This is a genomic window from Streptomyces sp. NPDC048462 (assembly GCF_043200175.1).
Taxonomy (GTDB): Bacteria; Actinomycetota; Actinomycetes; order Streptomycetales; family Streptomycetaceae; genus Streptomyces.
The window spans coordinates 132856-145929 of the sequence record NZ_JBICXG010000002.1; the positions used below are offsets into that span (position 1 = coordinate 132856).

The window sequence follows — 13074 nt, forward strand, 5'->3', positions numbered from 1 at the left end:
CGGGCCGGCCGGCGGACCGGGACCCTCAGGCCGGGGTCAGGCGCATCACATGGCGCAGTCCGCCCAGGAGATGGGCGCGGAAGGCCGGGTCGGCGTAGGCCTCACCGGCGTGCCCGAGGGCGGTGTAGAACACCCGGGCCCCGCCGTGCTCGTGCGTCCAGACGAGCGGGTGCCCTTCCCCCTCGGCCCCCTCGTAGGACGACGAATCGGCCGAGGCCAGCACCCGTACCCGGCCGCGCGGGTTCTCCCGGAACTCGTACCACTCGTCGCTGAAGTCCCATGTGCCGGCCAGGTGCGCGGTGGCCGGGTGCTGATGGTCCTCGATCACCAGGGTGGCCGGCTGGAACTCTGGGTGCCGGTCGAACCGGGCGCCCAGCAGCTCTCCGTAGAACGGCCAGTCGTACTCGGTGCAGGCCGCCGCGTGCACCCCCATGAAGCCGCCGCCCGCCGCGCAGTAGGCGTGGAGTCCCGCACGTGCGGCGGGTGTGAGGACTTCCCCGCTGGTGGAGAGGAAGACCACCGCCGCGTACGGGTGCAGCCCGTCGGCGAACACCCCTGGCTGCTCGGTGGCGTCGACGCAGAAGCCGTGCTCCGCACCGAGGGCCCGGAACGCGGCGACCCCGTCGGGGATCGAGTCGTGGCGGTAGTCCGTCGTCCGCGTGAAGACGAGGACGCGCGGAGGCCGGGCTCGGGGAGGGCTGGGTGGCTGCATCGGCTGCTCCGGGTGCGCGGGCCGGGGGCTGTCAGGAGAGGCGTTCGGCTGCGAACGGGCCGTCGGGGGCGAAGGCGAGCGCCGCGAAGCGGTCGCCCATGCGCCGGTGGGTGGCGGCGTCCGGGTGGAGCTGGTCCGGCAGCGGCAGTTCGGCGAAGTCCTGCTCGCCGTACAGGCTGCGGCCGTCGAGGTAGTAGATGTTCGGGTCGTCGGCGGAGCGCTGCTCGACGAGGCCGCTCAGTGCCTCCCGGATGACGTTGAGCGTCAGCTTTCCGGCGGCCCGTTCCGCAGGGTCGCCCATGGCCTTGAACTGGAGCCTTCCCTCAGCGAGGTTGCTGAAGTCCGGCATGCTCGGGCCCGGGGTGTCCTCATGGATCGGGCACAGGAGGGGCGAGACGACCAGCAGCGGCGCGGTGGGGTGCCCCTCTCGGACGGTGTCGAGGAAGCCGTGCACGGCCGGGGTGAAGGCCCGCAGCCGCATCAGGTCGGCGTTGACGAGGTTGAGGCCGATCTTGACGCTGATCAGGTCCGCGGGGGTGTCGCGCATCGCCCGTGCCGTGAACGGGTCGAGCAGGGCACTGCCGCCCAGGCCCAGGTTGACCAGCTCCACCCCGCCGAGCGATGCGGCGAGTGCGGGCCAGGTGGTGGTGGGGCTCGCGGCGTCGGAGCCGTGGCTGATCGAACTGCCGTGGTGCAGCCACACCTTGCGGCCCCGGTCCGGTGCGGGCTCGACGGGGGCGTCGGTGCGCAGGGCGACGAGCTCGGTGGCCTCGTTGTACGGCAGCCAGATCTCGACGTCCTTGATGCCCTCGGGCAGGTCCGGGAAGCGTACGGTGCCGACCGGCCCCGGTCGTGTCCGTGCGGTCCCTGCGGTCATGTCGACCACGAGGACGTTGCCGCCGGTCACGCTCCCCTGCCCGGTGAGGCGGCCGTCGACGAGCAGGTCGTACACACCGTCGGGGCGGGGCGGAGCGCCCTCGTAGGCGGTCTTGGTGCGCAGCGCGTCCAGCTCGATCACGCAGGCTCCGGTACGGAACACCAGCCGCACCCCGGACGGCTGGGCCTCCGCCATCGCCAGCTGCCCGTCCGCGCACTGCGCGCGGGCGCGGGCGGGAAGCCGGTGCGGGCGCAGCCCGTGCTCGGTGCGCTCCAGGTCGAGCGCCCCGCGCAGGAGGCCGGCGGTGATGGGTGTGGTGATCCAGTCTGTTTCGGTCTGCATGTCTCTACCTGTGCTCGGAACGTCGAAGTGTTCGGTCTCACCGGCGGGCGGCCGGCCTCGGCCAGGGCTCACTGAACTCGGGTCAGGGCGCGGGCCAGTTGCGCAGCAGGGCGTCCAGGGCGTCCAGCGACCGTGACCAGCTCTCCTGCGAGTCGGGGGCGCTGTGGCTGAATCCGCCCTGCATCTCCAGGCTGACGTAGCCGTGGAAGACGCTGCCCAGTAGCCGGACGGCGTGGGTCTGGTCGGGCTCGGTCAGGTCGTAGCCGCGCAGGATGGCCCGGGTCATCTGCGAGTGTCTGCGGCCGGCACTGGCGGCGGCCGCCTCCGGGTCGAGCCTCAGCTGGGCGGCGGCGTAGCGGCCGGGGTGCTCGCGGGCGTAGTCGCGGTAGACGTCCGCGAAGGCCCGGAGCGCGTCCTTGCCCGCCCGCCCGGCGAGTGCGGCGGCACCTCGGTCGGCGAGCTCCTCCAGGGCGAGCAGAGCGATTCTGGTCTTGAGGTCGTGGGAGTTCTTCAGGTGGGAGTAGAGACTCGCGACCTTGACGTCGAACCGCCGGGCGAGCGCCGAGACGGTCACCTGGTCGAAGCCGACCTCATCGGCCAGCTCTGCCCCCGCCTGGGCCAGGCGGTCGGCGGTCAGCCCTGCGCGCACCATGCTGGTCCTTCCGTCGGCGATTACCACCACCCTACACCTATTCTTTATTTACCTAATAGGTGTAGGCAAATAGACAATCACCCACGGGCCGCCCGCGACAGAGGCCCACGAACCCTCCGCAGCAGATATTGAACCGATATGTCCTATCTATCGCCAGGAGCGTGGCATACCGTCCAGAATGTTCCTGCCGGGTGTACCGGCCGCCGGGGCCCTCCGGCCACGACCGCAGGCTGTCGATCCAACGGGAGAAACAATCATGCGTCTGTCCTCCACCCTCACCGCCGCGCTCACAGCGACGGCCGCCCTGGCCCTGACGGCCACCGGCGCGGCCGCTGCCCCCGGCGCCGCCCCGGCCGCCGCGACGGCGGCCCGCCCCGGCGTCTGCCAGGAGCAGGCGCTCAAGGTCTCGGCCTCCTCCGGCGGGCAGCGGAACGTGGCCCGGATCGCCGTCACCAACCGGGGCGGGACCACCTGCGTGGTGGACCGGATCCCGACGGTCACCTTCCGGGGGCTGGACGGCTCGGCCGAGGCCGTGCCGCCGGCGACCAGCGCCCCCTACACGCTCTCACCGGGCGAGCACGGGTACGCGGCAGTGCGCACGGCGGCCCCGGGTGCCTCGGAGGGCCATGTCGTGCGCACCCTGTCCGTTGCGGCGGACCCCTCGCACCACGGCGTCACGTTCGGCGCCTCGACGGTGGGAATGGGCCGCGGAATCCAGGTGTGGGAGCCGATCACGACGCTGTGGCACACCTCCCGCGCCTCCGCCGACCGGGCCCTGGAGGGCGCGACCCGCTGAGGCCGGGCCGGTGCCGAAGCGCTGCCCCCGCACCGCTTCGGACCGCCCGCACCACCGCAGCCCCTCAGGCGCGCCGCACCGTCACCGTGCCCGTGCCCTCCCCCGCGGCTCCCGTCTCCTCGTCGACCACGCGGAAGGACCGGTCGCCGCCCTCGGCCGTGACGCGCAGGGCCGTCCCGTCCTGGACCACCCGGAACGTCGCGGCGACCGCGCCCGTCAGGTCCGGCACCGTGACCAGGGTGTCGGCGCCGGCCGCCGGGCCGAAGGCGCGCAGGGTGAGCCCGTCCAGCCAGTCGGCGTCCGGGCGCTGGTCGTCGGCGCCCCAGGGGAGCACCGCGCCGGGCCGCACCAGGAGCGGCAGGCTGTCGAAGCCGTGGGTCTCGTGGCGCCAGACCGGTCCGGTGACGGTCTGCCCCGTCAGCAGCGAGGTCCAGGTGCCCTCGGGGACGTAGTACTCGACCTGCCCGTCCTCGGTGAAGACCGGTGCGACCAGCAGGTCCGGTCCGAGCATGTACTGGCGGTCCAGCATCCGGGTCGTCGGGTCGTCCGGGAACTCCAGCAGCATGGGACGCATCATCGGGACGCCCGTCCGGTGCGCGGTGGCGGCCGCCCCGTACAGGTACGGCATCAGCCGGTGCTTGAGGAGGGTGAACCTGCGGGTGACGTCCACCGCCTCCTCGCCGAACGCCCACGGCACCCGGTACGACACGTTGCCGTGCAGGCGGCTGTGCGAGGACATCAGGCCGAAGGCGAGCCAGCGCTTGAAGACCGCCGGGTCCGGGGTGCCCTCGAACCCGCCGATGTCGTGGCTCCAGAAGCCGAAGCCGGACAGGCTCAGCGAGAGGCCGCCGCGCAGCGACTCGGCCATCGCCGTGAACGAGGCGAAGCAGTCGCCGCCCCAGTGCACCGGGAACTGCTGGCCGCCGGCCGTCGCGGAGCGGGCGAAGAGCACCGCCTCGCCGTGTCCGCGCTCCTTCTCCAGGAGTTCGAAGACCGTGCGGTTGTAGATCTGTGCGTAGTAGTTGTGCATCCGCTCCGGGTCCGAGCCGTCGTGCCAGACCACGTCGGTGGGCACGCGCTCGCCGAAGTCCGTCTTGAAGCAGTCGACTCCCTGGTCGAGCAGGACGCGGAGTTTCCCGCTGTACCACTCGCGCGCCGCCGGGTCGGTGAAGTCGACCAGGGCCATGCCGGGCTGCCACAGGTCCCACTGCCAGATGTCGCCGCCCGGCCGGCGCACCAGGTATCCGCGCTCCGCCGCCTCCGCGAACAGCGACGACTTCTGGGCGATGTACGGGTTGATCCACATGCTGATGCGCAGGCCGCGCTCCTTGAGCCGGGCCAGCATGCCCTCGGGGTCGGGGAAGACGTCCGGGTCCCACAGGAAGTCCGACCACTGGTACTCCCGCATCCAGAAGCAGTCGAAGTGGAAGACGGACAGCGGGATCTCCCGCTTCGCCATGCCGTCGACGAACGACGTCACGGTCTCCTCGTCGTAGGAGGTGCAGAACGACGTGGTGAGCCAGAGACCGAACGACCAGGCGGGCGGCAGCGCGGGGCGGCCGGTGAGCGCGGTGTAGCGGGCCAGTACCTCCTTGGGGGTCGGACCGGCGATGACGTAGTACTCCAGTGACTGGTCCTGGACGCTGAACTGGACCTGCCCCACGGACTCCGAGCCGATCTCGAAGGAGACCCTTCCGGGGTGGTTGACGAAGACGCCGTAGCCTCGGGACGAGAGGTAGAACGGGATGTTCTTGTAGGCCAGTTCGCTGCTGGTGCCGCCGTCGGCCTGCCAGATGTCGACGCTCTGGCCGTTCTTCACGTACGGGGTGAAGCGCTCGCCTAGGCCGTAGACGTTCTCCCCGATGTCCAGGGCGAGCTGGGCAAGCATGTGGTGGGTGCCGTCCGGTGCGGTGGCGAAGGCGGTGCCCTTGGCGTCGACGCCGGTGAGCCTGCGGCCGTCGGCGTCGCGGAAGGTGAGGCCCCAGGGTCCGTCGCCGTCCATGCGCAGGGTGAGCGGTCCGCTGGTCAGTTCGGTGACCGCGCCGTCCCGCGTGGTCCGGGCGCCGGCGGCCGCCGGGTCGAGGCCGGGGAGCGCGAAGTCGGGTCCGCGGTGCACCGTCCCGGCGTGGTGGGTGGCGCGCACCCCGATGACGCCCTCGGCCGGGGAGAAGCATTCGACCGTGATCAGAGGCGTGTTGAGGGTGTCGCCGCGTTCGGCGACGTGCTTGACCGCCGCATGGGCGGTGAACCGGTCCTCGCCGACGTTCAGGTCACGGATCTCGGTCGCGTAGCAGGCTCGTACGCCCTCACGCATGAGCCAGAAGCCGTCGGTGAACTTCATGCGGACTCCTTGCCGGGGGCAACGGGGGTAACGGGAACGGGAGGGGCTTGACGGGGAGGAGCAGGGGTTCGTGGTGCGGGCCGGTTCACTCGCCCTCCCCGGTGAAGGCGATCCGGGCCAGCCGTACGGTGCCGTCCAGAGCGACGCGCAGGTCTCGGATGCCCGAGGCGGCGATGGCGGCCCGCTGGACGCGGTAGTCGTACGGTCCGCCGCCGGCCGTCACCGGGACGGTGACCGTGGCGCCGTCGACGCTGATCCGGACGGCGCCCCTGCCCGATGCCGACACCGTCAGGCCCCGTACTCCCGCTCCGAAGTCACAGTTGCGGTAGAGGAGTTCGTTGCGTTCGGCGATGGGGGTCACGGCGTCCTCGTCCGCCTTCGTCCGGTCGACGATCGCGGTGCCCAGCTGTTCGTCGTAGTCGGCCGCTTCCAGACCCCGCGTCAGGACAGCCCGGGGCGCGATGGGTTCGCCCTCGACGGTGACCACGGTGACGGCGCGGATGTCCGCGCTGGAGGCTCCGGCCTGGAACTCGTACGCCCCGCGCTCCACGGTCCAGCGGCCGTGCGCCACGTCCCAGTGCCCGAGTTCGGTGACGGGCACGTCGAACCCGACGCGTTCGGCGGCGCCGGGCGCCAGGTGCAGCCTGCGGTGGCCCGCCAGTTGCCGCAGCGGCCGCAGGACCGAGGGGGCGACCGCCCGGACGTAGAGCTGGGCGACCTCGTCGGCGGCGACGGATCCGGTGTTGGTGACGGTCAGCGACACCCGGACGAGGTCGCCCGCGCGCTCGGCGGCCAGGGCGCTGTAGCTGAACTCGCTGTACGAGAGACCGTGGCCGAAGGGGTAGAGGGGTGTGCCCCGGTAGTAGAGGTAGGTCTGGCGGGAGCCGATGATGTCGTAGTCGAGCAGGCCGGGCAGTTCCGTGTCGGAGGCGTACCAGGTCTGCGGGAGCCGGCCGGCCGGCGAGACGTCCCCGGCCAGGACCCGGGCGAGCGCCGTTCCGGCGGCCTGTCCGCCGTGCGCGGTCCACAGCAGCGCGGGCAGCGCGGCCGCCGCGTCGGTGAGGGCGTACGGGTAGGCGGAGGTGACGGCCAGGACCGTGCGCGGGTTGGCGGCGTGGGCGGCGCGCCAGAGCCGTTCCTGATGGGCCGGCAGGTCGAGGGTGGTGCGGTCCTCGGTCTCGCGCCCGTTGATGTGGGCATCGTTGCCGGCCACGACGATCACGGTGTCGGCCGAGGCCGCGGCGCGGGCCACGGCGCCCTCGCCGCGCTCGGTCACCTCGGTCTCGAAGACGGTGCCGGACGAGCCTGCGCGTCCGGGAACTTCCCCGCCCGGGGCGGCAACCTTTACGCCGCCGGCGGCGACAGAGACATACCCACCTGTTCCGACGTGCAGAAGCCGGTGACCGCCCGCATGTTCCTCCACCGCCTCCAGGCGGAACGTCTCCTGGACGATCCAGCCGCCGGGCTCGTCCGCGGACGCCCGCACATAGCCGTCATCGGCCACCGACAGATAGCGGCCCGCCGGTTCCCGCAGGGTGATCACACCGTTGCCCCAGTCCACGAGCGCCAGCTCGGTCGGGGTGTCGCCGCAGGTCAGCGGGGGCAGATCGGTGCGTCCTGCGACGAGCGCCGGGTCGAGGGCGCCCTGTGCTCCGCGCGGCGCGCCCTGTCCGGCGTCCGCCGCCGGCACCTGGAGCCAGCCGTCCGCGCACTTGAACCGGACCAGGTCGGCACCCTCCGCGAACACGACGTTCTCGGCACCGAAGCGTTCCCGGATCCCGTCGAGCGGTGTGGAGCGGTGGATCAGTGTGCCGCTGTACCAGTCGAGCTTGCAGGCGTCCGCGAGCAGGCCGACGACCGCGACGGTCGTCCCGGCGGCGGGCTCCAGCGGCAGCAGCCCGTCGTTCTTCAGCAGGACGACGGCCTGCTCGGCGGCCTCCTGGGCGAGCGCCCGGTGTCCGGCCGTGTCGAAGTCGGCGGCCTGCGCGTAGGGATCGAGGTCCGGGTCGAACTCGCCGAGCGAGAAGCGCAGTTCGAGCAGCCTGCGGACGGCCGTGTCGATGTCGTGCTCGTCGATCAGACCGCGCTCCAGGGCTCCCCGGACGCGGCCGGTCATGACGGAGGAGTCCTGGCCGTGGTCGGTGAAGCTGTCGACGCCCGCCCGCAGGGCGGCGGCCGTCGCCTCCTCGTGGGTGTCGAAGTAGTGCTCGGAGTCGACGAGGTTGGAGGGCGCCCCCGCGTCGGAGCAGACCACCAGGGAGCGGTCGCTCCAGGTGCGCAACTGCTGCGCGAGGAGCGGCGATACGTGGTTGGGCCGCCCGTTGACCAGGTTGTACGCGGGCATGACCCCGGCCACCGCCCCGGCCCGGACCGCGCTGCGGAAGGCCTTGAGGTCGTACTCGTGCAGGACCCTCGGGCGGACCGAGGAGGAAGAGGTGTCGCGGCCGGTCTCGTTGTTGTGGGCGAGCCAGTGCTTGAGGACGGGGGCGGTCCGCCAGTAGTGCGGGTGGTCGCCGCGCAGCCCCCGGGTGTACGCGACCGCGATGGCGGAGGTGAGGCAGGCGTCCTCGGAGTACCCCTCCTCGCCCCTGCCCCACAGCGGGTGGCGCAGCAGATTCACGGTCGGGGCCCAGACGTTGAGGCCGACGCGGTCGTCCTCGGCCCGCTTGGCGCGGACCTCGTTGCCGACCGCTTCGCCGACCCGGCGCACCAGTTCACCGTTCCAGGTGGCGCCGAGCCCGACGGCCTGCGGGAAGACCGTCGCCGGTCCCATCCAGGCGACGCCGTGCAGGGCCTCCTGGCCGGTCCTGAAGGCACCGAGCCCGAGCCGGTCGACCGCCGGTGCGAACTGGTGCAGCATCGCGATCCGTTCGTCCGGCGTGAGCCGCCCGATCAGGTCGTCGATGCGCTTGGCGAAGGGCAGCCGGGGGTCGCGGAAGGGCTGTGGTTGTTCCGTCACGTGCGGGTCCCCTTGGAGAGGTGGGAGGTTTTGGCGCCAGGACCTCGTGCGAGCCTCCGAGAAACCTCAGAAGATCCTTCGAAGCGCTTCGATGCTCGGCGGCCAACCCCGCCCATGTCAAGGCCCCGACCTCGACCTCCGTACTCAACTGCCTGCGATGGGTCTCGCTGAGCCAGGAAACGGTTGGGAAACAGGTCGGAGGAATCTGGAAACGGACTCTTGTGCGCCCGGGACCCTTCACTTAACCTCGCTGCAACATCGAAGCGCTTCGACAGGACTTCGACGGGGCGCCCGGCGCCCTGGATTTCCCGGGACGACGACAGCTCCTGCCGCCTCCCTGTTGAACCGCTTCACCTGCGGCCGGTCACGCCGGCCCAGTCAGCAACGCTCCACCTCAGACACAGGAACCGAACGGCGGTCGCCCGCCACGTGTCGTCCTGGTGCGCCTCGAAGGGTTGACGCAATGACGCCGAATTCCTCCCCCTCCCCCACGGCTCCGAGCCGCAGAGGCTTCCTCGCCACCGGCGCGGTGGCCGCTGTCGCCGTGGCCGGCGGGGTGCCGCTGCTCGCCGCGTGCGGCGGATCCGGTTCCGGTGCCGGCACCAAGGAGGGAACGACAACGGGCAAGGCGCTCAAGAAGGTTGTGCCGTCGTACGCCCCGCTGAACCTGGTCGAGCCGGATGTCGCGAGCGTCAACGGTTCGAGCCCCGGCTTCACCAGACTGCCGGACCCGCTGGTCACCTCGGTGAAGTCGGTCCCGGGCAAGGGTTCGCAATTCCGTGTCATGACCCCGTTGTGGGGCACCGTCCCGAAGAAGAACAACCCGTACTACACGGCGGTGAACAAGGCGGTCGGCGCCACACTGAACTTCGACCCGCAGGACGGCAACACCTACCAGGACAAGATCGGCGCGGTCCTCGCCGGGTCGGACATCCCCGATGTCATGACGATCCCCGGCTGGAACATGCAGGGACAGATCCGCAACGCGATCACCGCCAAGTTCGCCGACCTGAGCCCTTACCTGGCGGGCGACGCGGTCAAGAAGTACCCGAACCTGGCGAACATCCCGACGGGCGCCTGGCAGTACTCCGTCTTCGGCGGCAAGCTGCGCGGACTGCCCATGCCGACGCCGGTCATCGGCAACGCGATCTTCTACCGCAAGGACCTGACCGGCTCCGGCGCCGTACCGGCGAGCGCGGACGACCTGCTGGCGTTCGGCAAGGAGTACACCGCTCCGAAGAAGAAGGTGTGGGCCTTCGACGACCTCTGGACCTGCATCCAGAAGATCTACGGCCTGCTGCCCGACGCGCCGCACTACTGGCAGCTGGAGAACGGCAAACTGGTCCACAAGATCGAGACGAAGGAGTACCGCGAGGCGCTCGCCTTCGCCCGCAAGCTCCACGACGGCGGCTACGTCCACCCGGACGCCGAGGCCAACAAGGACGCCGACGCCAAGATCCGCTTCACCAGCGGACACGTGGTGATGTACAACGACGGCACCGGCGGCTGGAAGGGCATGGTCACCGAACAGGCCTCCGCGAACGCCAAGTTCGACATGCAGGCACTGGACTTCTTCAGCCATGACGGCGGCAGGCCGGTGCTGTGGCAGGACGATCCGGCGGGCATCTTCACCTTCCTCAGCAAGAAGCTCCCCAAGGCCCGGATCGAGGAGTTCCTCGCGATAGCCGACTACGCGGCCGCGCCGTACGGCACCAAGGAGTTCATGCTCACCAACTACGGCGTCGAGGGCACCCACTACACGCTCAAGGACGGGGCCCCGGCCTACACCCCGCAGGGAGTCGAGGAGGCCCAGCCCTCCACCTTCCTCTTCCTCGCCTCGCCCCCGACCTCCATCGCCTACCCGGACCAGCCGCAGCTCGCGAAGGACTACGCGGCCTGGATGGCGCGCCAGGCCCCGAACGTCAAGAAGCCGCTCTTCTTCGGTATGCAGATCGTCGAGCCGCAGCGCTACGCCTCCCTGTACACGCCCTTCGACGACCTGCAGAAGGACATCAGGCGCGGCCGCAAGAAGGTCAGCGACATCGACGACGCGGTGAACACCTGGAAGAAGAGCGGCGGCGAGAAGCTGCGCGCCTGGTACCAGGACATTCTCGACAAGAACGGCTCCGGCAACTGACACGTACGACCCGCGCCGGTGCGCGGTGAGAGGGCCGCCGGGCGCGGGAAGCCCGGCGGCCGGGGCCAGGAGCACGACATGGGGAGCACAGGGTGAAGCCACGGGCCACGGTTACGGCCGACCCGGGCCGCACCTCCGACGGGGCGAGCGCCCCGGCCGGCGGGAGCGGTGACGGTGACGGCAAGCACGCAAGCGTCGGGCGGACAGGCAGGTCCCGGGCGACCGTCGCCCGCCGGAAGCGCACGGCAAGGAACGGGCGGGCGAAGAACGGGACGGCGAGGAGCGGACCAGCCGGCCCCGGACCGCGGGCGGGCGGCATCACCTGGCGCCAGCGGTTGCGGCGCGACCGCGCCCTGGTGCTGATGACGCTGCCGGCCATCGCCCTGCTGCTGATCTTCAACTACATCCCGCTGCTCGGGAACATCGTGGCCTTCCAGGACTACGACGTCTACGACCTCGGAATCACCGGCAGCCCCTTCGTCGGCTTCGACAACTTCACCCGGATCTTCGAGGACTACCGCTTCTGGGAAGTCCTCATCAACACCCTGGTCATCTTCGTCACCCAGCTCGTCCTCTTCTTCCCCATCCCGATCGCGATCGCGCTGCTGCTCAACACGATCATGAGCGCCCGGGTGCGGGCCTGGGTCCAGGCGGTCGTCTACCTCCCGCACTTCTTCTCCTGGGTGCTGGTCGTCACCGTCTTCCAGCAGATGTTCGGCGGCGCCGGACTGGTCGCCCAGTGGCTGCGCGACCACGGTCACGAGGGCTTCGACCTGATGACCGACCCCGGCTTCTTCAAGTTCCTGGTCTCCGCCCAGGCGGTGTGGAAGGACGCCGGCTGGGGCGTGATCGTCTTCCTGGCCGCGCTCGCCGCCGTCAACACCGATCTGTACGAGGCCGCCGCCGTCGACGGGGCGGGCCGCTGGCGCCGCATGTGGCACGTGACGCTGCCGGCGCTGCGCCCGGTCATCGCGCTGCTGCTCGTCCTGCGGGTGGGCAGCGCGCTCAACCTCGACTTCGAGCAGATCCTGCTCCAGCGCGACCAGGTCGGCGCCGGGGCCTCGGAAATCCTCGACACCTACATCTGGTGGACGGGCATCAAGACCGGTGACTTCGGCTACGCGGCCGCCGCCGGAATCTTCAAGGGGCTGTTCAGCGTCGCCATGGTGCTGGGCGCCAACAAGGTCGCCCACATGCTGGGTGAGCAGGGGGTGTACTCCAAGAAATGACAACTCTCCTGGAACATGAGAAGGACCCGGCCCAGGCCGTGCCACCCACAAAGACCCCGCTCCAGCGCGCCCTGCGCATGGAACCACGTCCCGTGTGGGAGGAGGAGCCCACCCGGGCGGGGCTCGCCTTCAAGGGCCTCGGTCTCGTCGCGATCTGCGCGGTCGTGATCATCCCGATCTGGGTGGTGCTGGTCACCAGCCTCTCCGACACCAGGACGATCAACGAGGCGGGCGGCCTGGTCGTGTGGCCGAGGCACATCACTTTCATCGCCTACAAGGAGCTGCTCAGCGGGGGCGCGGTGACCCGCGCGGCCGCCGTGAGCGTGGGCCTCACCGTCGTCGGCACCGCGGTCAGCATGGTCGTCTCGGTCCTGTGCGCGTACGGGCTGAGCCGCCGCGACTCCTTCGCGCACCGACCGCTGCTGATGACCCTGATGGCCACGATGTTCTTCGGTGCCGGTCTCATCCCGACGTATCTGCTGGTCACGGGCATCGGGCTGAGCGACAGCTACTGGTCGATGATCCTGCCCAGCGCGATCAGCGTCTTCAACGTGCTGGTCCTGCGGGGCTTCTTCATGGACACGGCGCCCGAGCTCATCGACGCGGCCCGGATCGACGGCGCCGGCGAGTGGCGCATCCTGCTCCAGATCATCATGCCGCTGTCGCGCGCGGTGATCGCTGTGATCTCGCTGTTCTACGCGGTCGGCTACTGGAGCCAGTGGTTCAACGCGATGCTCTACATCCAGGACAGCGACAAGTACCCGCTGCAGATGATCCTGCGTCAGCTCGTCCTCCAGCACCAGGTGCCCCCGGGGGCCATGGGCGCGGCGGTCAGCAGCGGGGCGATCAACAGCCTCGCCGTGCAGATGGCGGTCATGATCCTCGCGCTGATCCCGGTCGCGGTGCTGTCGCCGTTCGTCCAGAAGCACTTCCAGAAGGGCATGCTCACGGGCGCCGTGAAGGGCTGACCCCCCGGCCGCGCCGTCCCCCGCACGCCCGGTTCGCAGCAGATGACCCGAATGAGCAGAA

9 protein-coding genes are annotated in these 13074 nt (G+C 70.7%); 4 read left to right on the forward strand and 5 right to left on the reverse strand.

Going from position 1 to position 13074, the window contains the following annotated elements; translation table 11 throughout:
* Positions 1-25 precede the first annotated feature (25 nt).
* The 3 genes from ACGFU6_RS03920 to ACGFU6_RS03930 form a co-directional block, all read right to left on the reverse strand.
* Positions 26-712 (reverse strand): ThuA domain-containing protein, encoded by a 687-nt coding sequence (locus tag ACGFU6_RS03920; RefSeq protein ID WP_393607919.1) that lies wholly within the window; start codon positions 710-712, stop codon positions 26-28.
* A 31-nt stretch (positions 713-743) separates the two neighbouring features.
* Positions 744-1931 carry a GDSL-type esterase/lipase family protein gene (locus tag ACGFU6_RS03925; protein ID WP_393607920.1) on the reverse strand — a complete coding sequence of 396 codons (1188 nt, stop codon included), beginning with the start codon at positions 1929-1931 and terminating at the stop codon, positions 744-746.
* 82 nt (positions 1932-2013) lie between these two features.
* Positions 2014-2583: a TetR/AcrR family transcriptional regulator gene (locus tag ACGFU6_RS03930; protein ID WP_393607921.1), complete on the reverse strand. Its 570-nt coding sequence runs from the start codon at positions 2581-2583 to the stop codon at positions 2014-2016.
* A 256-nt stretch (positions 2584-2839) separates the two neighbouring features.
* On the opposite strand from ACGFU6_RS03930, the gene ACGFU6_RS03935 reads away from it, so the two are divergent.
* A complete protein-coding gene (locus tag ACGFU6_RS03935; RefSeq protein ID WP_393607922.1) occupies positions 2840-3379 on the forward strand; it encodes a DUF4232 domain-containing protein in 540 nt (179 codons plus the stop codon).
* A gap of 64 nt (positions 3380-3443) precedes the next feature.
* Here ACGFU6_RS03935 and yicI read toward each other — a convergent pair whose 3' ends face one another.
* Together yicI and ACGFU6_RS03945 are read right to left on the reverse strand one after the other, a co-directional pair.
* Positions 3444-5720 (reverse strand): alpha-xylosidase, encoded by a 2277-nt coding sequence (yicI, locus tag ACGFU6_RS03940; RefSeq protein ID WP_393607923.1) that lies wholly within the window; start codon positions 5718-5720, stop codon positions 3444-3446.
* Between the two features lie 85 nt (positions 5721-5805).
* Positions 5806-8679, reverse strand: a complete 2874-nt coding sequence (locus ACGFU6_RS03945; RefSeq protein WP_393607924.1) for a glycoside hydrolase family 3 C-terminal domain-containing protein — start codon at positions 8677-8679, stop codon at positions 5806-5808.
* Positions 8680-9208: 529 nt separating this feature from the next.
* On the opposite strand from ACGFU6_RS03945, the gene ACGFU6_RS03950 reads away from it, so the two are divergent.
* From ACGFU6_RS03950 to ACGFU6_RS03960, 3 genes are all read left to right on the forward strand, one after another.
* Positions 9209-10816: an extracellular solute-binding protein gene (locus ACGFU6_RS03950; protein WP_393608358.1), complete on the forward strand. Its 1608-nt coding sequence runs from the start codon at positions 9209-9211 to the stop codon at positions 10814-10816.
* Positions 10817-10908: 92 nt separating this feature from the next.
* Positions 10909-12045, forward strand: coding sequence for an ABC transporter permease subunit (locus ACGFU6_RS03955; protein ID WP_393607925.1), 1137 nt, complete (start codon positions 10909-10911; stop codon positions 12043-12045).
* On the forward strand, positions 12042-13013 hold the full coding sequence (locus ACGFU6_RS03960) for a carbohydrate ABC transporter permease (protein WP_393607926.1): 972 nt from the start codon (positions 12042-12044) through the stop codon (positions 13011-13013). The genes ACGFU6_RS03955 and ACGFU6_RS03960 overlap by 4 nt, the downstream gene beginning before the upstream one ends.
* Positions 13014-13074: the final 61 nt, after the last annotated feature.

What these genes read in the sequence shown, in the direction of transcription:
- ACGFU6_RS03960 (WP_393607926.1), top strand. Translation starts at nt 12,042, where the DNA reads ATGACAACTCTCCTGGAACATGAGAAGGACCCGGCCCAGGCCGTGCCA.
- ACGFU6_RS03920 (WP_393607919.1), bottom strand. Translation starts at nt 712, where the DNA reads ATGCAGCCACCCAGCCCTCCCCGAGCCCGGCCTCCGCGCGTCCTCGTC.
- ACGFU6_RS03935 (WP_393607922.1), top strand. Translation starts at nt 2,840, where the DNA reads ATGCGTCTGTCCTCCACCCTCACCGCCGCGCTCACAGCGACGGCCGCC.
- yicI (WP_393607923.1), bottom strand. Translation starts at nt 5,720, where the DNA reads ATGAAGTTCACCGACGGCTTCTGGCTCATGCGTGAGGGCGTACGAGCC.
- ACGFU6_RS03930 (WP_393607921.1), bottom strand. Translation starts at nt 2,583, where the DNA reads ATGGTGCGCGCAGGGCTGACCGCCGACCGCCTGGCCCAGGCGGGGGCA.
- ACGFU6_RS03925 (WP_393607920.1), bottom strand. Translation starts at nt 1,931, where the DNA reads ATGCAGACCGAAACAGACTGGATCACCACACCCATCACCGCCGGCCTC.